Here is a 20,581-nt window from a genome sequence, read left to right on the forward strand (position 1 = left end):
TTGTTTGAGCATGATCTTTGCGGAAAACCGCTTCACACTTTTTCGGATCATGCTCTTAGCGCGGAGCTCCCCACCCCGCCAAGCCGGCTGTCTCAGGCCGCCGCTTTCACAGACTCGTGTCCGTGCCGGCGTAACAATCGGTGCCTGTCGCCGTATCTCCGGTGACTGAAATGCGGCCGGGCAGGCTGTTCGCCCGGCGCCAACCGACCTAGACTGCTCCACCATCCGGAAAGAGGCCTCCGCCATGCGTCGTCCTGCCCTCCTGACCCTGCTCGCCGCCACCGCCGCCGCGACATTGGCCTTTGCCATGCCGTCCCGCGCCGCCGAGGACGCCGTCGTGATCCCCGCCCCCGCCGTGGACGCAGCACCCGCAAGCGGCATCCAGACCGCGGTGGTTGCCGGCGGCTGCTTCTGGGGCGTGCAGGGCGTCTTCCAGCACACCGCCGGCGTCGTCAACGCGGTCTCCGGTTATGCCGGCGGCACCAAGGCGACCGCCGACTATCAGACCGTCTCGAGCGGCCGGACCGGCCACGCGGAATCGGTCGAGATCAAGTACGACCCGAAGAAGATCTCTTACGGAAAGATCCTCCAGATCTACTTCTCGGTGGTGCACGACCCGACCCAGCTCAACCGCCAGGGCCCCGACATCGGCACGCAGTATCGCTCGGCGATCTTCACCACCTCGGACGAGCAGAAGAAGGTGGCGGAGGCCTATATCGCCCAGCTCAACGGCGCCAAGGTGTTCGGCAAGCCGATCGTGACCAAGGTCGGCGCGCTGGAGGCGTTCTATCCGGCGGAGGCCTACCACCAGGATTATCTGACGCTGCACCCGAACCAGCCCTACATCGCCTATAACGACCTGCCCAAGGTCGAGAACCTGAAAAAGCTGTTCGCGGATAACTACATCGAGAAGCCGACGCTGGTGAATGCCAGCAAGGCTACCAACTGATCGCAAGATCACCGAAAGCAAGATCATCGAAGAAACGGGAGACCCATGCCCGACACCAGAACAAAAACCACCGACGACAAGGTCATCAAGAGCGACGAGCAGTGGCGGCGCGAGTTGACGCCGATGCAGTACGCGGTGCTGCGCGAGAAGGCGACCGAGCGTCCCTTCTCCGGCGAATATGAGCACGACCACCGTGCCGGCACCTATGTCTGCGCCGGGTGCGGCAACGTGCTGTTCGAGTCCGATGCCAAGTTCGATTCCGGCTGCGGCTGGCCGAGCTTCACCCAGCCCGCCGCCGAGAGCCATATCGACGAGGAGCGGGATCTGAGCCACGGCATGATCCGCACCGAGGTGCTCTGCTCCAAGTGCAGCGGCCATCTCGGCCACGTCTTCCCCGACGGCCCCGGGCCGACCGGCCTGCGCTACTGCATCAACTCCGCGGCGCTCAAGCTCGAGCCCAAATAACCCGGCGCGCGGCCGGGTTCCCCCGTGGAACCCGGCCGCGCGATGTGCTTTTCTCCTCTGGCGGTCCGGCCGATCATCGCATTTCGGTGGCCGCCAGGGAGGATGCCATGACGCTTGGGACCATCCTGATCATCCTCGTGATCATCTATCTGCTCGGCGGCCTGTCCGGCCGGTTCGGTGGCTACGGCTATGGCCTCGGCCATTCCGGCATGGGCATCGGCGGGGTCGTGCTGGTGGTGCTGATCGTGCTGCTGCTTGCTGGCAAAGTGTAAACCATCTAAGTCATTGAAATAGCTTCGATTACCGCGATTGCGGGGCTGCCATGCGTGGATTCATCATCTCGCATCGCAGGGGTCGCATTTTTGTCAAAACGGCCTATATTAGGGGGCGAAAATGACATGTGCGGCGGGCTCGCTCGAGTGTGGCCCCTGCCCTCCCAAACCCCACGCGCTTAAAGCCCCAGAGAAGATCACGAGGTCTTTGACCATGCGTCCACTGCGTCCGTTCAACTTCAACACCTCCGCCGAACTCTTTCCCGCCGCGATCCGCAAGAAGAAGCGTGCGGGCTTCACCTATCGCCGGTTCGGCACCGCGGCCGAAGCCGTGCAGTTCGCGATGGAGCAGTTGCCGACGGATTCGCTGAACGGCGCCTATCTCCAGGTCGAGGAAGCGCGCTTCGACCAGAACGGCATCCGCTCGCTCTATGAGAGTGAAGCCTTCCCGCTGCCCCGCCGGCCCAAGCCCGCGCCGGCCGCCCAGACCGACGCCGACGCGGCGTAAGTTTTCGCCAAGCCTTACGATGTGCGCGGAAAGCGCGATGGCCGAAAGGCCGTCGCGCTTTTTGCGTTTTGGAGGCACGCTCTGTCATCTCCCTCGCCCCGCTCTTGCGGGGAGAGGCGAAGAGGCCGCTACATCCGCGGCTGCTTGTCGAGCCAGCGGCGCAAGAGCCGCACGTTGCGCATGTTGGCGCGGAACATGACGTCGAAGGCATCGCCTGCGAACGGGACCATGCCGACCACGCCGTCGACCGCGACATTGCCGAGCATGCGCGCGGTGATGTACCAGGGCGCGCCCAGCGCCCGCGCCTCGCGCACCAGCCACAGCGAGATCGCGGTGGTGATGATGTCGCCGACCACGGGGATCAGCCCGATCAGCCCGTCGATGCCGTAGCGGATGTTGGTGCCGGGCAGGATGAAGGCAACGTCGAGCAGTTTTGCGATGGCCTCGATCCGCGCGATCCGTTGCTCGCGGGTGAGATTGCCGAATGGGCCTGCTTGCCCGAACTCGAAACGAAACTCGCGAAATCCCTGCTCCAGCGTCTCGGGCCGGATCTCATGGCCGTCCTGGTCGATGATCGGCCCGCGCGCCTCGGCACCCGAGAAGCTCGCATGCGAGGCTCGCCCGGAACGGGGCCCGCGTCTCGTCACAATGTCATCGTCAGACATGGTCATCGTCCAGAGCAAACGCGCATGCGCCGGCAGGGTTGCTGCGCCGCGCCCGAACGCCGCGCGTTCAGGTCGGTGCCGCCGCCGCTTGCGGCTCCTCGACATATCTATGCACGAGCCAGGAGGAAATCACCGACGGCACGAAGCCGACCATGCCGTACAGGATGAACTGCACCACCCCCGAATCCGGCCCGCGCGAGCTGTAGGTCAGCGAGGCCAGCACGAAGGCGAACAGGCCGACGAGGAGCATCCGCAGGCCCGGGCCGATCCGGCGGACATGGATCAGGATGTCGTCGACCGCGCCGATCATCAGCGAGGGCAGGAAGCCGAACAGATAGCTGTATTGCAGGGTCTTGAAGAACACCACGAACAGCTTGCCGACCTCGCCGAGACTGGTCTGGGTCCAATAGCCGGACTGGTAGGTCGTCGTCAGCAGCAGCAGGAACCCGCCGACGAACGGGCCGACCAGCGCAAACACCAGATAGCGTTTCATCAAATACCCCTCACACGTCGCCCCCGTTATAGCAGCGCGGCGGGAACCTTGAACAGCGGGGCGGCGGGCCGCCTTGAGGGGAACAAGTGGCAAGGCGACGAGTTCAGACAGGACCTGGAAATCATCCCAGTCGGACTGGAGCCGCCGATGTCCCGTAAATTTATCCTGGCGACGATCACGCTGGTCGCGCTGAGCGGCCCGTCGGGCGCACCCGCTTTCGCCCAAGGCCACATGGGCACGCCGCAGGAGCAGAATGCCTGCTCGCGCGATGCGTCGCGGCTCTGCCGCAAGGAACTCGGCAATGACGGCGCAGTGCAGAGCTGCCTGCAGGCCAACCGGGCCAAGCTGTCGAGATCATGCAGCAAGGTGTTCGCCAGCCACGGCATGTGAGGATCGGAAACAGCCCTGTGAACGGAAAGTGAAGCCATGCTGCGCGACGAACAACTCTCGATCCTCAGGGACATCAGCCAGTCCATTGCCTTCGCCGACGACCGCCACGGCAAGATCGGCGAGCTGATCGCCGCCGGCTATGTGATGAAGGACGGCGATCTGTTCGAGCTCACCGCGAAGGGCGTCACGGCGGTCGAGGAACATGCCGCCTCGCTCGGTGCGAGCGATACGGAACAAGCGAGCGCATCATCCGACCGGCTGATCTGATCGCCCCACCCCGCTTGCTGCGTGACGTGCGCGCAACAATTGCGAATTCCTTTGCGATGACCATTGCAGGCCCGTGACAATGGCGCATACTTCGCTCGGGCGGCGCAGCACTTTCGATTCGACATCACACGTAATCGAGCGACCACATGCGGGATTAGGATCCCGGCGTGAAGGCTGTGACATGCGGCAGGTCAAGCCGCGTGCGGCGCCCCAAAACCAAGCGGCTCAAGCCCTAGGGAACTCGGGGACCCATCCTTCATGACACGCTATCAAACCATCGCTTCGCTGTTCGCCTTCTCCGCTGCCATCGCACTCCAGACATCGCCCGGCCTCGCCTTCTCGTCCGAAGCGCAGCAGATGTGCTCGGCCGACGCGATGCGGCTGTGCTCCAGTGAAATCCCTGACATCCCGCGCATTACCGCCTGCATGGTCAGGAACAAGGCGCATGTCAGCCCCGGCTGCCGCGCCGTGATGGACCGCGAGCACGCCGCCGCCGCGGCAGCCCGCAAGCGGGAAGCGGCGGCGCAGTAGTCATCCATCCAGGATGTCATTCCGGGGCGGTGCGCAGCACCGAACCCGGAATCCACTTCTGACGTCACGTGCTGCGCAATGGATTCCGGGTTCGTGCTTCGCACGCCCCGGAATGACAGCAGCGCCTCAATCGCCCCACTGCGCGAAGGCGTCGTTGAAGGCGCGCTCGCCGGGGGCGCCCTTCTCGATGGCGATGATGGCGCGGCGCTGGTTGGCGTAGACCAGGGGCACGTCGAACCAGGAACGCTCCTTCAGGAGCTGGACGTTGCGGGCGCGGTCGGCGTCGACATTGGAGAGGCCGACCAGGAAGAAGCCGTCGGTGACCTTGACCGCGAGGCCGGCGAGCGGCGTGCCGCGCGCCTGCTCGTTCGACTTCATCAGGATGCCCGGCACGTTGGAGACGCTGCCGCCCGGAAAATCCGGCGGCAGGATGAAGGTCAGTTCCGCGGTGTGGCTCGCCGGCAGCGAGGAGTCGGTATTGCGGCGGAACGACATCGTCATCTTGAACTTGCGGTCGGGGATCTCGATCTCGGCGCGCACGGCGACGTCGGCCTTCTGGTTGCCCGACGCCTTGATCGGCTCGAGCCGCCACACCACCGAGCCGACATATTGCTTGCCCTTCGGGTCGGACGGGTCCTCGTCATAGAGCACGACCTTCTGCGCCACCGGCGCAACCGGCTGGTCGCTCGCCGAGGGCTGGCCGACGCGGTCGGGGATCTTCGGCTTGCTCTGCGGCTGCGACGAATCCTTCGGCGCCTCCACCACCTGGGTCGGTGAGGACTTGAACAGGTTGGTGGCGGTCTGGAGCAACGGCTTGCCCCAGAGGATGCCGGCGCCGACCAGGATCAGCACGATGCCGACGGCGATCGCACTCTTGAACGGGAACGCGGAGCCGCCGCGCTTGGCCTTCTTGGCGTCGCGGTCGGGCGCGATACGCGGACGCGGCGAAGGCGGCTGCGGCGCGTAGCGCTCGGCCTCCTCGATCGACTCGTCATAGGAATAGGGCGCGTCCTGCTCGCCGGCGCGGTTCTCCAGGCTCGGCTCGAGCCGGTCGAATTCCGGCGAGGGCGAGGGTACGTTGGCATAGGTGCGGCGTGCGGCGCGGTTGGCCTGTGCGGCAGCGCCGCCGAGATCGTTGGCATCGGCCGTGATGTCGCGGAAACCGCGCACCCCCGGAGCCGGCGGCAGCGCCGGCGGCGGTCCGATGTCCGGCGGACGGCGCCCACCCGCACGATCGCGGCCGGCCGGCGGCGGCTCCGGCATCGATGGCGGCGCGGGCGGACCGGGCTGGCGCGGCGCGTCGAAACGCGGCGCGCGCGGCGGACGCTGGGCATCGCCGCCCTGGTCATCGACGTTGAAGGACGGACGGTCGGCCCGCGGCGGCGGCGGGGCCGGACGGGTGCGCGGCGGTGCACCGGGCTGGGATGCGGGCGGATTGCCCTCGGCGGCACGGGTGCTGGCGCGGCGGAAGGCGTCGCCGCTGCCGCCGCTGCGCCCCGCCCCGCCGGGGCGCGAGGCGTCGCGGGCGCGCTGGGCCGCCTCCGATTCGACCTTGCGGACGGCCTCTTCCAGCGACAGCCGTTCGCGGGTGATCTCGGATTCGGAAAGCGGCGGCTGCACGCTGCGCAGCTGCGCGATCAGGGCCGTGCGCGCCCGCTCATAGAGCGCGCGACGGCTTTCGCCGGGAGCGTTGGGGTCCAGGGCGGCAATAGCGCGGGCGATCAGCGGATAGTAATCAGCCATTTCTACTCAACTATGCGCGCGTCCCGGTAAGATATCGTTAAGCCTCAAACGGATTTTGCACCAGGATAGTATCCTCGCGTTCGGGGCTGGTGGAAAGCAGCGCGACGGGGCACCCCACCAATTCCTCGATCCGGCGGACATATTTGATGGCCTGGGCCGGCAGCTGAGCCCATGACCGGGCGTTGGCGGTCGGCTCCTTCCAGCCCTCGATGGTCTCGTAGATCGGCTCGACCCGGGCCTGGGCGCCCTCGCCGGCCGGGAAATGGTCGATCTCCTTGCCGTCGAGCTTGTAGCCGGTGCAGACCTCGATCGAATCGAAGCCGTCGAGGATGTCGAGCTTGGTCAGCGCGAGGCCGTTGATGCCGCAGGTGCGGACCGCCTGGCGGACCAGCACGGCGTCGAACCAGCCGCAGCGGCGGGGCCGGCCGGTATTGGTGCCGAACTCGCGGCCGCGCTCGCCGATCTTGCGGCCGATCTCGTTGTCCTGCTCGGTCGGGAACGGGCCCTGGCCGACGCGGGTCGTGTAGGCCTTGCACAGGCCAAGCACATAACCGACCGCGCCCGGCCCGAGGCCGGCGCCGGTCGCAGCCTGCGCCGCCACCGTGTTGGACGATGTGACGTAGGGATAGGTGCCGTGGTCGACGTCGAGCAGCGCGCCCTGCGCGCCCTCGAACAGCATGCGCTTGCCGGCGCGCCGCTCGATGTCGAGCAGGCGCCACACCGTCTCTGCATAAGGCAGCAGCTGCGGCGCCAGCGCGCTCAGCTCTTTCAGGATCTCCTTGCCGTCGAACTCCGGCAGGTTGAGACCGCGGCGCAAGGCGTTGTGGTGCGCCAGCAGCCGGTCGATCTTGTGCGGCAGGGTGTTGAGATCGGCGAGGTCCATCAGGCGGATGGCGCGGCGGCCGACCTTGTCTTCATACGCCGGGCCAATACCGCGGCGGGTGGTGCCGATCGCAGTCGCCGCGTTGGAGGACTCGCGCAAGGCGTCGAGTTCGCGGTGCAGCGGCAGGATCAGGGTGACGTTCTCGGCGACACGCAGATTATCGGGCGAGACTGCGACGCCCTGCGAGCGCAGCTTGGTGACCTCGTCGAGGAAGGCGGCGGGATCGAACACCACGCCGTTGCCGATCACCGACAGTTTCTGGTCGCGCAGCACGCCGGAGGGCAGCAGCGCGAGCTTGTAGGTCTTGCCGTTGATGACCAGCGTGTGGCCGGCGTTATGGCCGCCCTGGAAGCGGACGACGATGTCCGCCTGCTCCGACAACCAGTCGACGATCTTGCCCTTCCCTTCGTCGCCCCACTGGGCGCCGACGACGACAACGTTGGCCATTCGCGGGTAATCCCTGTTCAATCTGTCTCAAGGAGGCATGATCCTCGCGGAAAACCGGTGCCCACTTTTCCGGGATCATGCCTGACGCCCAGCCAATCCGCGGCCCAGGACCGCTCGCACGCAAGGCAGCCAACCGGATAAAGGAAGCGGCCCCTCTAGGCAAGCAAGAACGAGGCTTTTTCGGGGTCCGAAAGGCCCCCCAAGCCTTTGATATCCCCTTAAAATCTCGCAACCTTGGCAGCCGGCAGGCAGCCCGATTGACCCGCATCAACCGTTCCGGCCCGCAATTGCGCCAAGGGATAGCCAAGGGACGGCTGTCACCTCCGCAGCTTACCCTTCCCAATCCTTGAACCCTCGATTTTTCGGACATGCCGTGACCAAGCCACCGGACAGCCAAGCGAGCCAGTTCTGGCGCCTGTCGACCGATGCGCTCTGCGCCCGGCTCGGCTGCTCCCTGCAGGGCTTGAGCGCCAGCGAAGCCGCCGAACGCCTCGGCCGTTTCGGACCGAACAGCGATGCGCCGCCGCGCATCGAGGGCACGATGCGCGCGATCCTGCGCCGGCTGCTGGAGCCGCTGTCGCTGATCCTGCTGGTCGCCGGCATCGTCTCGATGCTGACCGGCGACGACATCGGCGGGCTCATCATCGTGCTGATCCTCGCAGGCTCGATCGGGCTCGACACCGTCCAGGAGGGGCATGCGGTCCGTGCCGCCGAGATCCTTCGCCGCTCGGTGGCGCTGAAGGCTGAGGTCAAGCGTGACGGCGCCTTCCGCGAGATCGACGTCGAGCGCGTCGTTCCCGGCGATCTCCTGCGCGTCCGCGCCGGCGACATCATCCCTGCCGACGCGCTGGTGCTGGAGAGCACCGCCTTCGCCGCGGGTGAAGCGGCGCTGACGGGCGAGCCCTATCCGGTGCAGAAGCACGCCGGCGCCGTCACCGATCCCGACGACACCTCGAACGCGCTGTTCCGCGGCGCCGTGGCGCAGACCGGCGAGGCGATCGCGCTCGTGGTCGGGACCGGCCGCAACAGCGTGTTCGGCGCGGCGGCCGCGGCGCTTGCCGAGACGCAGGCTCCCTCCCCCTTCGAGCGCGACCTGCGCGAATTCGGCTTCGTGGTGGCGCGCGCCACGCTGGCGCTGGTGCTGGTCGTGCTCACCGTTCGCGTCCTGCTCGGCCGCGAGATCCTGGATTCGCTGCTGTTCGCGGTCGCGCTCGCGGTCGGGCTGACGCCGGAACTGCTGCCGATGATCACTACGGTGACGCTGTCGCGCGGCGCGCTGCGCATGGCCGGCCGCAAGGTGATCGTGAAGCGGCTGGCTGCGATCCACGACCTCGGGGCCATGACGGTGCTGTGCACGGACAAGACCGGCACGCTGACTTCCGCCGAGATCACGCTCGCCAGGAGCATCGATGCCGAGGGCAAGGACGAGCCGCGCGCAGCGCAGCTCGGCGCCATCGCCGCATCGCTCGGCGGCGGCCGCGGCTCGCTCGATGCCGCCCTCACCGCCGGCCGGGTAGATGCCGCGCAAGGCTGGCGGCTCGCCGGGCGGCAGGCGTTCGACTTCTCGCGCCGGCTGGGATCGGTGCTCGCCACCGGCCCGGAAGGTGCGCTGCTGATCGTCAAGGGCGCGCCGGAAGCGGTGCTCGCATTGTGCACGATGGACGACCGCGCGCGCGAGGCGGCCATGGCACGCGTGCGCGAGCTCGCACGCGAGGGCCTGCGGACCGTGGCGATCGCCTCGCGGGCGTGGATCGGTACGCTGCGCGAGGTCGAGACGGAGGATGAGATCGATCTCGCCTTCGAAGGTCTTTGCGCCTTTGCCGATCCGCCGAAGCCGACCGCTGCGGCAGCGATTGCGCAGCTCGCTGCCAGCGGCGTGCGGCTGAAAATCCTCTCGGGCGACGATCCCGTGGTGGTGAAGCGGCTTGCGGGCCTGGTCGGGCTCAATCCCGAGCGCGTGCTGTCGGGGGCCGACATTGCCGCGCTCAGCGACGAGGCCCTCGCGGTGCAGGTGCGCTCCAGCGATGCGTTCGGCCGCCTCGCGCCGGACCAGAAGTCACGCATCGTGAAGGCGCTGCAGGCCGGCGGCGAGGTGGTCGGCTTCCTCGGCGACGGCATCAACGACGCACCGGCCCTGAAGGTCGCCGATGTCGGCTTGTCGGTCGACGGCGCGACCGGCGTGGCGCAGGCCGCCGCCGACATGATCCTGCTGGCTTCGGACCTCGAAGTCGTCGCCGACGGTGTCGAGGAAGGACGGCGCACCTTCGCCAACATCCTCAAATATGTCCGCATGGGCGCCAGCTCCAATTTCGGCAACATGCTGTCGATGGCGGCCGCCTCGATCGCCCTGCCGTTCCTGCCGATGCTGCCGACGCAGATCCTGCTCAACAATCTGCTCTACGATCTCTCCGAGCTCGGCATTCCCTTCGACCGGGTCTCGGCACAGGCAACGGCCCGGCCGCAGGTGTGGAGCATGTCGCGCCTGGTGCGGTTCGCCGCGATCATGGGACTACTGTCGTCGGTGTTCGACGCCCTGACCTTCGTCGCGCTGCTGGTGCTGTTCAAGGCCTCGCCCGAGGAATTCCGCACGGCCTGGTTCGTGGAATCGATGGCGACGCAGATCCTCGTGATCTTCATCATCCGCACCAATGGCCGGCCCTGGCGCAACTGGCCCGATCCCGCGCTCGCGGCGTCCTCGCTGGTCGCACTGCTCGCCGCGATGGTGCTGCCGTTCACGCCGCTCGGGGCCTGGTTCGGCTTCGTCACGCCGCCGCCGGCCATGATGGCCGGCATCGCGCTGCTCGTCGTCGTCTATCTCGCCTGCGCCGAGTTCGTGAAGCCCTTCGCGATCCGCAGCCGACGAAAGCACTGACGGTTCCTGCCGTATCGCCTGCGCATGGAGGCGATGCGCCTCGCCCCATTGATATCGGGGACATTTCCGTGTCTTTGGGCTGGCCGGGCGATTGAAGCCGGCCCGGATATCGCCGGGCCGGGGCCTCGGCGCATGATGCGGGGCCATAACAACCACAATGTCCGCCACCGGCCAGACCACGAGCGCCGACACATCCGGTCACTGGGTCGCCAACCAGCCTTACCTGCTGCTCAGCATCACCGCGCTGTGCTGGGCCGGCAACGCCATCGTCGGCCGGCTCGCCGCGGGCCACATCCCGCCGGTGACGCTGTCATTCCTGCGCTGGCTGTTCGCGTTCCTGCTGGTGCTGCCGTTCGCCTGGAAACATCTGGTGCAGGACTGGCCCGCGATCCGCGGGCGGCTCGGCCTGATGGTCACGCTCTCGGTCACCGGCATCGGCGCCTTCAACACGCTGCAATACTGGGCGCTCGAGCACACGCAGGCGCTCAACACGCTGCTGCTGCAGTCGGCCGCGCCGCTGCTGGTGGCGCTGTGGTCGCTGGTCATCCTCGGCATCCGCCTCACCGCGGCGCAGGCCTTCGGCGTGCTGCTGTCGATGTGCGGCGTGCTGACCATCCTCCTGCATGGCGACTTCACCACGCTGTCGAATATCGAGTTCAACAAGGGCGACCTCATCTTCCTGCTCGCGCTGTTGATCTTCGCGCTTTATTCGGTGCTGAGCCTGAAGCGGCCGGCGATGCATGGCCTGTCGTTCCTCGCCTTCACCTTCGGCGCCGGCGCCGCATGCCTGATCCCGCTGGAGATCTGGGAGCTCTCCGCGCGTCCGGTGATGAAGCTCGATGCGCCGAACCTGCTCACCTTGTTCTATGTCGCGGTGTTTCCCTCCACGCTCGCCTATCTCTGCTTCAATCGCGGCGTGCGCCTGATCGGCGCCAACCGCGCCGCGCCGTTCTTCCACGTCGTACCGGTGTTCGGCTCGATCATGGCAATGGTGTTCCTGGGTGAGCACCCGCAAGCGTTCCACTTCATCGGCTTCGCGCTGGTGCTGTCGGGCGTGTTCGCCGCGTCAAGGAAGCAGGCGGGGTAGTTTCTTCCTCCTCCCCTTGTGGGAGAAGGTGGCACGAAGCGCCGGATGAGGGGTATCTATCCGCGCATTCAAATTAGAATTGGACTCGCGGACAGGTACCCCTCACCCGTCTCGCCGCTCCGCGGCGAGCCACCCTCTCCCGCAAGGGGAGAGGGGAAGAGCGCGCACTGCATCAAGGACGCGTCCAACATATTAGCCGCGGACGCCGCGCCCCGGCTCATGCCTGCATTGTAGCATTGCGGCGGCGTGACTTGTGCCACCGTCGCGATCAGGGGCAAGGTTGCATCAGACACCCATGACGATTGCTTCGCCCGCGCCACCGGCCGCCAGTCCGGCCAGTTGGCTCAACAACCAGCCTTATCTGCTGCTCAGCCTGAGCTCGCTGTTCTGGGCCGGCAACATCGTGCTCGCGCGCCATGTCGGCGCGCATGTGCCGCCGCTGACGATGACCACGATCCGCTGGTTCGGCGTGTTCCTGATCCTGTTGCCGTTCGCCTGGCCGCACCTGAAGCGCGACTGGCCCGCTTTGCGCAGGAGCCTGCCGCTGATGCTGTTCCTGTCGCTGGTGGGCTTCGCCTTCAACAACGCGATCTCGTACTGGGCGATGCAGTACACCGAGGCGCTGAATGCGCTGCTGATCCAATCGGCGGGTCCCCTGTTCGTGGCGCTGTGGTCGCTGGTGCTGTTCGGCGTGCGGCTGACCGGCGGGCAGCTCGCCGGCATCGCGATCTCGCTGCTCGGCGTGCTGATCATCATCCTGCGCGGCGATCTCGCGGCGCTGGCCGGCATCAGCTTCAACCGGGGCGATCTCATGTTCGCCTCCTCGCTGATCGCCTTCGGCCTCTACTCCGCCTTCATCCCGCGCCGGCCCAGGATCCACCAGCTGTCCTTTCTGTCCTTCACCACCTGCTGCGGCGCGATGATGCTGCTGCCCGCGGCAGCCTGGGAAGCCTCCAGCGGCCGCATCCTGCAATTCGACACCGTGACGCTGGCAACGCTGGGCTACATCCTGATCTTTCCGTCGACGCTGGCTTATCTCTTCTTCAACCGCGGCGTCGCGCTGATCGGCCCGAACCGGGCCGCACCGTTCTTCCATCTGGTGCCGGTGTTCGGCTCGGCGATGGCGATCCTGCTGCTCGGCGAAAAGCTGCAGCCGTTTCACCTGATCGGCTACGCCCTGGTGCTCGCCGGCGTCGTGATCGCCTCGCGCCAGGGCCCGGCGGCGAAGTAATTCCGTGGCGCGGGCGACAAACTCCCGCCTTCCGATTTCAGCGAAGAGAAGCTAGGTTCCCCGCCAACGAAAAAGAGGGAACGACCAGACATGCTTTCAGCGTTGATTCGAAACCTGCGCATCATCGGCACGGCCGCGCTTTGTCTCGGCGCGTCCGCTGCCCAGGCCGACAATTACCCCAGCCGCAACATCACGCTGGTGCTGCCGTTCGCGGCCGGCAGCGGCACCGACACCACGACGCGGCTGATCTCGCAGCATCTGTCGCAGGCGCTCGGCGTCGGCATCGTGATCGAGAACAAGGCCGGCGCCAACGGCATGATCGCGGCGACCTATGTCGCGCGCGCCGCACCCGACGGCTACACGCTGCTGGTGACGACCAACACCACGCATTCGGCCAATCCCTATCTGCTCAAGAGCCTCACTTACGATCCCGTCAAGGATTTCACCCCGATCGCCCGCACCGGCGACCTGCCCTTCATGCTGGTCGTTCACCCCGAGGTGCCCGCCAAGACCGTCGGCGAGCTCGTCGCCTACGGCAAGGCCAATCCGGGCAAGCTGAGCTACGCCTCGGGCTCGTCCTCGGCGATCGTGTCGGGTGCGACGTTTGCGCACAATGCCGGGCTCGACCTCTTGCACGTGCCCTACAAGAGCTCGCCGCCGGCGCTCAACGACGTCATGGGCGGGCGCGTCTCGATGATGTTCGTGGACATCCTGACCGGCCTGCCGCACGTCCAGGGCAACGCGCTGCGCGCGCTCGCCGTCACCACCAAGGACCGCTCGCCGCTGGTGCCGAACCTGCCCTCGATGCAGGAGGCCGGCGTGCCCGATTTCGACATCTCGTCGTGGCAGGGCTATTTCGGTCCCGCCGGCATGCCGAAGGAGATCGTGACGCGGCTCAACGCCGAGATCCGCAAGATCGTCGAGAAGCCGGAGATCAAGGCCCAGCTGGCGACGCTCGGCATGGATGCCTTCTCGGGCACGCCGGAGCAGCTCGGCACGTTCGTGAACGAGCAGTTGGTGTTGTGGGAGAGACTGATCCGCGACGCGGGGATCGAGAAGCAGTAGAGGTGCGAACTCCGGTGATGCTGTCATCGTCCGCCTTATGCGCAATTGCGCACTGGGGCGGACGATCCAGCAATCCGAGACGGTTGTGATTGAACCGATGGGCCGCGGCGTACTGGATGCCCCGCCTTCGCGGGGCATGACGGTCGCTCAAAAACGAAAAGGTGGGCACGACGCTTTCGCCTCTTTGCCCACCTTACGAATTCAGCGCAAGAATTTACGCCGCGCGAACCTTGGCGAGGAAGCCGTCCACCGCATTGCGCAACGCGCCGGATTGGCTGTCCAGCTCGCGGGCGTTGGTGAGCACGTCGCCGGCCGCGGTGCCGGTCGCTTCCGCGGCCGAGGTGACGCTGCCGATATTGGCGTTGATCTCGCTCGAGCCGGCCGCGACCGATTGGATGTTGCGGGCGATCTCGCGCGTCGCCTCGCCCTGCTGCTCGATCGAGGCGGAAATGCCCGCCGTGATTTCGCTCATCTCGGCGATGGTCTGGGTGATGCCGCCGATCGCCGCGACCGCGTCGCTGGTCGAGGTCTGCATCGCCGCCACCTGGGCCGAGATTTCCTCGGTCGCCTTGGCGGTCTGGTTGGCGAGCGCCTTGACCTCGGAGGCGACGACGGCGAAGCCGCGGCCGGACTCGCCGGCGCGCGCCGCCTCGATGGTGGCGTTGAGCGCCAGGAGATTGGTCTGCGCCGCGATCGAGTGAATGAGCTTGACCACCTCGCCGATCTTCTCGGCACCGGTGGAGAGCTCCTGCACCGTGGCGTTGGTGCGCTCGGCATCGCTGACGGCACGGCTCGCAACTTCAGTCGAGCGCGTCACCTGGCGGGAGATTTCCGCAACGGAGCTCGACAGCTCCTCGGCGGCGGCCGCAACGGTGCCGACGTTGCCGGACGCCTTCTGCGAGGCGGCACCGACGGTCGCCGCGCGCGAGGAGGCGTCGCTCGCGGTCGCGGTCATCGACTGCGCCGTGCTCTGCATGCCGGCCGCGGCCGAGGAGACCGAGCGGACGATGCCGTTGACGCTGCGCTCGAAGTCGTTGGCGATCTCTTCCATGGCGCTGCGACGTTCCGCCGCGGCGCGCTCCTTGGTATCCGCCTCGGTCTTCTCGAGGTCGCGGATGCGGACCGCGTTGTCCTTGAAGATCTGGACGGTCGAGGCCATCGCGCCGACCTCGTCGGCGCGGCCGACGCCGGGAATGTCACCCTCGAGCTTGCCGTCGGCGAGATCCTTCATGCGCATGCCGAGCAGCGCCAACGGACGGCTGATGCTGCGACCGATCATCCAGGCGACGCTGCCGGCAACGATGACGATGCCGAGCATGGCAAGGCCGAGCAGCCAGTAGACCGGACCCATCTTCTCGTCGATGTCCTCGAGATAGGCGCCGGTGCCGAGGTACATCTCGAAACCGGGCACCGCGACGGCGTAGCCGAGCTTGCGAATGGGCTTGTCCTGACCGGGCTTCATATATTCATAGAACAGCAGGATCTCGCCGTTGGCCTTGACCCCGTCCATGAGCTCGCGCGACAGCTTCCGTCCGTTCGTCTCCGTGTCCATGCGGTTCTGGCCGATCATCTTCGGATCGGGCGCAAGCTGCGTGATGCCGTCATAGGACGTGCCGAACAGATAACCGGTGTTCTTGTCGTAGGTCATGGCATTGCCGTAACGACGAAGCTCCGCGAACGCGGCATCCTTCGTCATCTCGCCGGCATTGACGCGCTTCATCAAGGCAGCCGCATAGTTGCGCGCCATCTCGACGATCGCCTTGGTCTGGTCGATGCGTGCATTCACCATCTCGCGCTTCATCAGGTAGCCGGCGAGAACTCCGGAGATGCAAAGGCCGAACAGGGTGACGCCGACAAGAATGCCAAGCTTGGGGGCGATCTTCAGATTGCTCAACTTCACGGGATAGCTCCGGCAAAAAAGGATACGGGTACGCGAGCGAATGGATCGAAATTGAATCAACTTTTAGGGAGCGACCCCTTAGCAAGTTACTTACGCGCCTCCGTAGAAGCCCCGACAAATGCCGGCGAAAACGGCAATATTCATCGCTCCGGACAACCGGCAATTGTACGCACCCGCCTCGATTTCGCGTAAAAGACGCAAAGGCCCGGGAGAAGGCCGGGTCACAACAAGAAACCAAATCGGGAGCAGGAAATGCCGAAATACAGGGTGGTGACGCCGAAGGGTGCGAGCTTCACGGTCGCGGGCAGCGATTATTCCTTTGAGCGCGAGGCGCTCGATCCGATCGATGCCGAGATCGTCGAGGCCCCCGCGAACGAGGCCGAGTTCATCGCCGCCGCGAAGGATGCCGACGCCATCTATGCCAAGGGCATCCCGATCACCAAGACCATCATCGACAGCCTGCAGAGCTGCAAGGTCATCACGCTCGGCTCGGTCGGCGTCGACAGCGTCGACGTGAAGGCCGCCACCGCCCGCGGAATTCCGGTGACCAACATTCCCGACACCTTCATCGAGGAGGTCGCCGACCACGCCATGATGCTGCTGCTCGCCGGCTTCCGCCGCCTGGTCGAGCAGGACCGCATGGTACGCGACGGCCGCTGGGCCGAGGGCCGGCCGGCGCTGCTCAAGATTCCGAGGCTGATGGGCCAGACGCTCGGCTTCATCTCGTTCGGACGCGTGGCGCGTGCGGTTGCGAAACGCGCCGCGCCGTTCGGCCTGCGCATGATGGCCTACGATCCCTTCATCCAGGAAACGCTGATGTACGACCACGGCGTCATCCCCGCGACGCTGAACGAGGTGCTGTCGCAGTCCGACTTCGTCTCGATGCACGCCCCTGCAAGACCCGAGGTGCATCACATGCTGACCGAGAAGCACTTCCGGCAGATGAAGAAGGGCTCGATCTTCATCAACACCGGTCGCGGCGCCACGGTGGACGAGGAGAGCCTGATCAAGGCGCTGCAGGACGGCTGGATCGCGCACGCCGCCCTCGACGTGCTGGAGAAGGAGCCGCCCTCGCACAACAATCCGCTGCTCGGCATGGAGAACGTGACCCTGACCGCCCATGTCGCCTCGGCCTCGGCACGGTTCGACGAGGCGCGCAAGCGCCGCGTGGGCTACGAATTGTCACTGGTGCTTCAGGGCATGTGGCCGGTAAGCTGCGTCAACCCGTCGGTGCTGCAAAACACCGCGCTCCGCCGCTGGCAGCCCGTCAGCATGGATCGCGGACCGAACAGCTAGGGGGGCCGGCGCCAAACGCGCCGAAGACCGAAACGGCCCTTCACCGGCGATCAACGCCGGGAAGGGAACATATATATAGGGAGGTACTGATGAGGAACGACATCACACGTCGTGATGCCTTGGCGCTGGGCCTGTCCGCTGCAACGCTCGTGGCCACCGGTGCTGCAGCGCAAACATCCAATATTAGAGCTGCCGATGTCCCGGCACCCAAGCGCGAGATCGAGAAGGGCGCATCCTTACGCATGCTGCGCCCGGTGCGCTTCGTCCAGGCCGACGAGGACGTGTTCCGCGCCAATGCGGCAAAGTTCACCAAGGACACCGGGGTCGAGGTCAAGGTCGACTTCGTCGGCTGGGAAGACATCAACCAGCAGACCGCGGTGACCTCGAACTCCGGCGCCGGGCCCGACATCATCATCGGCTTCTCCGACGCGCCTCATATCTACATCGACGAGCTGATCGAGCTCACCGACGTCGCCGACTATCTCGGCAAGCGGTACGGGGGCTGGCTGCCGCTGGCGCAGCGCTACGGCAAGAAGCACAAGAGCGAGTCCTGGATCGGACTGCCGTTCGGCGCCACTGCGGGTCCCCTGATCTACCGCAAGTCGATCCTGCAATCGGTCGGCTTCGACAAGGTGCCGGAAGACCATGCCGGCGTGCTCGACCTGTGCCGCAAGCTGCACAAGGCCGGCAAGCCGGCCGGCTTCGCGCTCGGCAACGCCAAGGGCGACGGCAACGGCTTCGCCAACTGGGCGCTGTGGTCGCACAATGCCGCCCTGCTCGACGAGGAGGGCAACGTCACCATCAACAGCAAGGAGACGATCGCCGCGCTGAACTGGGTCAAGGAGCAGTACCCGACCTTCATCGCCGGCACGCCGTCATGGAACGACGTCAGCAACAATCGCGCCTATTCCTCGCAGGAAATCTCGCTGACGGCCAACGGCGTCTCGCTGTACTTCTCGCTCAAGAACGACCCGGCGACCAAGGCGATCGCCGAGGATAGCGAGCATCAGCTGCTGCCCAAGGGCCTGGCCAAGGTCTCTCCGATGGCGGGCCTGACGCTGAACGCCATGGTGTTCAAGCACAGCCCGTACCCCAACGCCGCCAAGGCCTTCCTGCAATACATGCTGGAAAAGGACCAATACGAGCCGTGGCTCAATGCCAACTCCGGCTACTGGTCCCAGCCGCTGGCCGCCTATACCGAGGCCGCCGTGTGGTCGCAGGATCCGAAGGTGAGCCTGTTCAAGAACACGATGAACAGCACCTACTATGACGGCTACAAGGGCCCGATCTCGACCGCGACCGGCGCGGTCAGCGCCGATTATGTGCTGATTCAGATGTGCGCGTCCGTCGCCACCGGCGCTGCCACGCCGGAAGCCGCGGCCGCGGAAGCCGAGCAGCGCTGCAAGCGCTACTTCCGGCGGCAGAAGTGATGGCCGATAGGCCGTCATTGCGAGCGAAGCGAAGCAATCCAGAATCCCTCCGCGGAAGCAGTCTGGATTGCTTCGTCGCACCAGCGCAAAATTGCTTCGCAATTTTGTCGCGGGCTCCTCGCAATGACGGTGGAGTGACTTTCTAGAGCAGGACAACAGACTGATGTCCGTGACCACATTCTCCTCCCCCGCGCTGGCGCAGCGGCAGCCGAACTGGCTCGTGCGGCTGTTCGACTACAAGCCGTTCCTGATCGTGATGTGCCTTGCACCGGCGCTCGGGCTGCTCGCCGTATTCCTCACCTATCCGCTCGGCCTCGGTGTCTGGCTTGCCTTCACCGACACCACGATCGGACGACGCGGCATCTTCGTCGGTCTCGAGAATTTCCAGTATCTGCTCACCGATCCCCTGTGGTGGAACGCGGTGTTCTACAGCGTGTTCTACACGGCAGTCGCGACCTTCGGGAAGTTCGCGCTCGGCTTCTGGCTCGCGCTGCTGCTCAACAATCATTTCCCGTTCAAGAGCGTGCTGCGCGCCATCGTGCTGTTGCCCTGGATCGTGCCGACGGTGCTCTCGGCGCTGGCGTTCTGGTGGATCTACGATCCGCAATTCTCGATCATCTCGTACCTCCTGGTCGACGTGCTGCACTGGAGGTCGAGCAATATCGACTTCCTCGGCTCGCCCTGGCCGGCGCGGTTCTCGCTGATCGCAGCCAACATCTGGCGCGGCATCCCCTTCGTCGCGATCTCGCTGCTGGCGGGCCTGCAGACCATCTCGCCCTCGCTCTACGAGGCCGCGATGCTCGACGGCGCCAGCGCCTGGCAGCGCTTCCGCTACATTACCTTCCCGATGATGATGCCGATCCTCGCCATCGTCATGACGTTCTCGATCATCTTCACCTTCACCGACTTCCAGCTCGTCTACGCCATCACCCGCGGCGGACCCGTGAACTCGACCCACCTGCTCGCGACGCTGGCGTTCCAGCGCGGCATTGCCGGCGGCGAGCTCGGCGAAGGTGCCGCGATCGCAGTGTCGATGATCCCGTTCCTGGTGTTCGCGACGCTGTTTTCCTATTTCGGCCTGGCGCGCCGCAAATGGCAGCAGGGAGAGGCCAATGACTGACACCGTCGCGCAAGGCTCCGCCGTCGCCAAAGCCGCACCCGACACCATGGCCTGGGATTCCGGGCTGCGGCGGCTGATGATGATCTATCTGCCGCTCGGCTGCTTCGTGCTGATCCTGCTGTTCCCGTTCTACTGGATGGCGATCACCTCGTTCAAGCCGAACGCGGAGCTGATGAACTACAAGGATCATAATCCGTTCTGGATCTCCTCGCCGACGCTCGCCCACATCAAGCATCTGTTGTTCGACACTGCCTATCCGCGCTGGCTGAAGACGACGATGCTGGTCGCGATCGGCTCGACCACGCTGTCGCTGATCGCGAGCACGCTGGCGGCCTATGCGATCGAACGCCTGCGTTTCCGCGGCAGTCCCTATGTCGGCCTCGGCATCTATCTCGCCTATCTCGTGCCGCCCTCGATCCTGTTCATTCCGCTCGCGACCGTCGTCGTGCAGTTCGGCCTGTTCGACTCGCCGCTGGCCCTGATCCTGGTGTATCCGACCTTCCTGGTGCCGTTCTGCACCTGGCTCCTGATCGGCTATTTCAAGTCGATCCCCTACGAGCTCGAGGAATGCGCGCTGGTCGATGGCGCGACGCGGCTTCAGATCCTGCGCCGGATCACGCTGCCGCTGGCCGTCCCCGGCCTGATCTCGGCCGGCATCTTCTCCTTCACGCTGTCCTGGAACGAGTTCATCTACGCGCTCGCCTTCATCCAGAGCGGCGCCAACAAGACCGTGCCGGTCGCGATCCTGACCGAGCTCGTCACCGGCGACGTCTACCAGTGGGGCGCGCTGATGGCGGGCTCGCTGCTCGGCTCGCTGCCGGTCGCGATCTTCTACTCGCTGTTCGTGGACTACTACGTGTCGTCGCTGACAGGCGCGGTAAAGGAGTAGATCGCGGCTGCGGCCTTTCGCCCGGCTTCACAAAACTGCAACACGCGATCCGCATAAGGCGTGCGTCCGCCAACAGGA

Annotated in this window: 20 protein-coding genes; 15 read left to right on the plus strand and 5 right to left on the minus strand. The window is 65.8% G+C overall.

What is annotated here, in order from left to right:
• Positions 1–244 precede the first annotated feature (244 nt).
• The 4 genes from msrA (at position 245) to GGD63_RS17355 (ending at position 2,194) form a co-directional block, all read left to right on the plus strand.
• Positions 245–949, plus strand: coding sequence for a peptide-methionine (S)-S-oxide reductase MsrA (gene msrA / locus GGD63_RS17340; protein WP_183244019.1), 705 nt, complete (start codon positions 245–247; stop codon positions 947–949).
• A 45-nt stretch (positions 950–994) separates the two neighbouring features.
• The gene (msrB, locus tag GGD63_RS17345) at positions 995–1,414 is read left to right on the plus strand and encodes a peptide-methionine (R)-S-oxide reductase MsrB (RefSeq protein ID WP_183244021.1); all 420 of its coding nucleotides are present in this window, start codon (positions 995–997) and stop codon (positions 1,412–1,414) included.
• A gap of 107 nt (positions 1,415–1,521) precedes the next feature.
• Positions 1,522–1,686, plus strand: coding sequence for a DUF3309 family protein (locus tag GGD63_RS17350; RefSeq protein WP_183244023.1), 165 nt, complete (start codon positions 1,522–1,524; stop codon positions 1,684–1,686).
• Positions 1,687–1,900: 214 nt separating this feature from the next.
• The gene (locus GGD63_RS17355; protein ID WP_183244025.1) at positions 1,901–2,194 is read left to right on the plus strand and encodes a hypothetical protein; all 294 of its coding nucleotides are present in this window, start codon (positions 1,901–1,903) and stop codon (positions 2,192–2,194) included.
• A gap of 128 nt (positions 2,195–2,322) precedes the next feature.
• Here GGD63_RS17355 and GGD63_RS17360 read toward each other — a convergent pair whose 3' ends face one another.
• Positions 2,323–2,865, minus strand: a complete 543-nt coding sequence (locus tag GGD63_RS17360; RefSeq protein ID WP_183244027.1) for a DUF4112 domain-containing protein — start codon at positions 2,863–2,865, stop codon at positions 2,323–2,325.
• A 61-nt stretch (positions 2,866–2,926) separates the two neighbouring features.
• Entirely contained in the window at positions 2,927–3,352 is a 426-nt protein-coding gene (locus GGD63_RS17365; RefSeq protein WP_183244029.1) for a DUF5413 family protein, read from the minus strand.
• 147 nt (positions 3,353–3,499) lie between these two features.
• On the opposite strand from GGD63_RS17365, the gene GGD63_RS17370 reads away from it, so the two are divergent.
• The 3 genes from GGD63_RS17370 to GGD63_RS17380 all read left to right on the plus strand — a co-directional run bounded on the left by GGD63_RS17370 (position 3,500) and on the right by GGD63_RS17380 (position 4,540).
• The gene (locus GGD63_RS17370; RefSeq protein ID WP_183244031.1) at positions 3,500–3,742 is read left to right on the plus strand and encodes a cysteine rich repeat-containing protein; all 243 of its coding nucleotides are present in this window, start codon (positions 3,500–3,502) and stop codon (positions 3,740–3,742) included.
• A 36-nt stretch (positions 3,743–3,778) separates the two neighbouring features.
• Positions 3,779–4,009 (plus strand): hypothetical protein, encoded by a 231-nt coding sequence (locus GGD63_RS17375; protein WP_183244033.1) that lies wholly within the window; start codon positions 3,779–3,781, stop codon positions 4,007–4,009.
• A 258-nt stretch (positions 4,010–4,267) separates the two neighbouring features.
• Positions 4,268–4,540: a hypothetical protein gene (locus GGD63_RS17380; RefSeq protein WP_210315841.1), complete on the plus strand. Its 273-nt coding sequence runs from the start codon at positions 4,268–4,270 to the stop codon at positions 4,538–4,540.
• Between the two features lie 126 nt (positions 4,541–4,666).
• Here GGD63_RS17380 and GGD63_RS17385 read toward each other — a convergent pair whose 3' ends face one another.
• On the minus strand, positions 4,667–6,283 hold the full coding sequence (locus GGD63_RS17385) for a hypothetical protein (protein WP_183244035.1): 1,617 nt from the start codon (positions 6,281–6,283) through the stop codon (positions 4,667–4,669).
• Between the two features lie 37 nt (positions 6,284–6,320).
• Positions 6,321–7,613, minus strand: a complete 1,293-nt coding sequence (locus tag GGD63_RS17390) for an adenylosuccinate synthase (protein ID WP_183244037.1) — start codon at positions 7,611–7,613, stop codon at positions 6,321–6,323.
• A gap of 373 nt (positions 7,614–7,986) precedes the next feature.
• Between GGD63_RS17390 and mgtA the strand changes: the two genes are divergently transcribed.
• The 4 genes from mgtA to GGD63_RS17410 all read left to right on the plus strand — a co-directional run bounded on the left by mgtA (position 7,987) and on the right by GGD63_RS17410 (position 13,868).
• Positions 7,987–10,485, plus strand: coding sequence for a magnesium-translocating P-type ATPase (mgtA, locus tag GGD63_RS17395; protein ID WP_183244039.1), 2,499 nt, complete (start codon positions 7,987–7,989; stop codon positions 10,483–10,485).
• A gap of 157 nt (positions 10,486–10,642) precedes the next feature.
• Positions 10,643–11,572, plus strand: coding sequence for a DMT family transporter (locus tag GGD63_RS17400; protein ID WP_183244041.1), 930 nt, complete (start codon positions 10,643–10,645; stop codon positions 11,570–11,572).
• Positions 11,573–11,867: 295 nt separating this feature from the next.
• Complete coding sequence (locus GGD63_RS17405; protein ID WP_183244043.1) at positions 11,868–12,803, plus strand: DMT family transporter; 936 nt, start codon at positions 11,868–11,870, stop codon at positions 12,801–12,803.
• 90 nt (positions 12,804–12,893) lie between these two features.
• Positions 12,894–13,868, plus strand: coding sequence for a tripartite tricarboxylate transporter substrate binding protein (locus GGD63_RS17410; RefSeq protein ID WP_183244045.1), 975 nt, complete (start codon positions 12,894–12,896; stop codon positions 13,866–13,868).
• Between the two features lie 214 nt (positions 13,869–14,082).
• Here the strand turns inward: GGD63_RS17410 and GGD63_RS17415 are convergent, their stop codons facing one another.
• Entirely contained in the window at positions 14,083–15,768 is a 1,686-nt protein-coding gene (locus tag GGD63_RS17415; RefSeq protein ID WP_183244047.1) for a methyl-accepting chemotaxis protein, read from the minus strand.
• A 252-nt stretch (positions 15,769–16,020) separates the two neighbouring features.
• Here GGD63_RS17415 and GGD63_RS17420 point away from each other — a divergent pair, with 252 nt between their 5' ends.
• From GGD63_RS17420 to GGD63_RS17435, 4 genes are all read left to right on the plus strand, one after another.
• A complete protein-coding gene (locus GGD63_RS17420; protein WP_183244049.1) occupies positions 16,021–17,064 on the plus strand; it encodes a C-terminal binding protein in 1,044 nt (347 codons plus the stop codon).
• An 89-nt stretch (positions 17,065–17,153) separates the two neighbouring features.
• A complete protein-coding gene (locus tag GGD63_RS17425; RefSeq protein WP_183244051.1) occupies positions 17,154–18,494 on the plus strand; it encodes an ABC transporter substrate-binding protein in 1,341 nt (446 codons plus the stop codon).
• 163 nt (positions 18,495–18,657) lie between these two features.
• On the plus strand, positions 18,658–19,614 hold the full coding sequence (locus tag GGD63_RS17430; protein ID WP_183244053.1) for a carbohydrate ABC transporter permease: 957 nt from the start codon (positions 18,658–18,660) through the stop codon (positions 19,612–19,614).
• A complete protein-coding gene (locus tag GGD63_RS17435) occupies positions 19,607–20,503 on the plus strand; it encodes a carbohydrate ABC transporter permease (RefSeq protein ID WP_183244055.1) in 897 nt (298 codons plus the stop codon). Before GGD63_RS17430 ends, GGD63_RS17435 begins: the two co-directional genes overlap by 8 nt.
• Positions 20,504–20,581: the final 78 nt, after the last annotated feature.

The organism is Bradyrhizobium sp. cir1 (assembly GCF_014198245.1).
In the GTDB taxonomy this organism is placed as follows: Bacteria; Pseudomonadota; Alphaproteobacteria; order Rhizobiales; family Xanthobacteraceae; genus Bradyrhizobium.

Bases quoted from the DNA above. Each gene is read 5' to 3' on its own strand.
- msrA (WP_183244019.1), top strand. From the start codon at position 245: ATGCGTCGTCCTGCCCTCCTGACCCTGCTCGCCGCCACCGCCGCCGCG.
- msrB (WP_183244021.1), top strand. From the start codon at position 995: ATGCCCGACACCAGAACAAAAACCACCGACGACAAGGTCATCAAGAGC.
- GGD63_RS17350 (WP_183244023.1), top strand. From the start codon at position 1,522: ATGACGCTTGGGACCATCCTGATCATCCTCGTGATCATCTATCTGCTC.
- GGD63_RS17355 (WP_183244025.1), top strand. From the start codon at position 1,901: ATGCGTCCACTGCGTCCGTTCAACTTCAACACCTCCGCCGAACTCTTT.
- GGD63_RS17360 (WP_183244027.1), bottom strand. From the start codon at position 2,865: ATGACCATGTCTGACGATGACATTGTGACGAGACGCGGGCCCCGTTCC.
- GGD63_RS17365 (WP_183244029.1), bottom strand. From the start codon at position 3,352: ATGAAACGCTATCTGGTGTTTGCGCTGGTCGGCCCGTTCGTCGGCGGG.
- GGD63_RS17370 (WP_183244031.1), top strand. From the start codon at position 3,500: ATGTCCCGTAAATTTATCCTGGCGACGATCACGCTGGTCGCGCTGAGC.
- GGD63_RS17375 (WP_183244033.1), top strand. From the start codon at position 3,779: ATGCTGCGCGACGAACAACTCTCGATCCTCAGGGACATCAGCCAGTCC.
- GGD63_RS17380 (WP_210315841.1), top strand. From the start codon at position 4,268: ATGACACGCTATCAAACCATCGCTTCGCTGTTCGCCTTCTCCGCTGCC.
- GGD63_RS17385 (WP_183244035.1), bottom strand. From the start codon at position 6,283: ATGGCTGATTACTATCCGCTGATCGCCCGCGCTATTGCCGCCCTGGAC.
- GGD63_RS17390 (WP_183244037.1), bottom strand. From the start codon at position 7,613: ATGGCCAACGTTGTCGTCGTCGGCGCCCAGTGGGGCGACGAAGGGAAG.
- GGD63_RS17400 (WP_183244041.1), top strand. From the start codon at position 10,643: ATGTCCGCCACCGGCCAGACCACGAGCGCCGACACATCCGGTCACTGG.
- GGD63_RS17405 (WP_183244043.1), top strand. From the start codon at position 11,868: ATGACGATTGCTTCGCCCGCGCCACCGGCCGCCAGTCCGGCCAGTTGG.
- GGD63_RS17410 (WP_183244045.1), top strand. From the start codon at position 12,894: ATGCTTTCAGCGTTGATTCGAAACCTGCGCATCATCGGCACGGCCGCG.
- GGD63_RS17420 (WP_183244049.1), top strand. From the start codon at position 16,021: ATGCCGAAATACAGGGTGGTGACGCCGAAGGGTGCGAGCTTCACGGTC.
- GGD63_RS17425 (WP_183244051.1), top strand. From the start codon at position 17,154: ATGAGGAACGACATCACACGTCGTGATGCCTTGGCGCTGGGCCTGTCC.
- GGD63_RS17430 (WP_183244053.1), top strand. From the start codon at position 18,658: ATGTCCGTGACCACATTCTCCTCCCCCGCGCTGGCGCAGCGGCAGCCG.
- GGD63_RS17435 (WP_183244055.1), top strand. From the start codon at position 19,607: ATGACTGACACCGTCGCGCAAGGCTCCGCCGTCGCCAAAGCCGCACCC.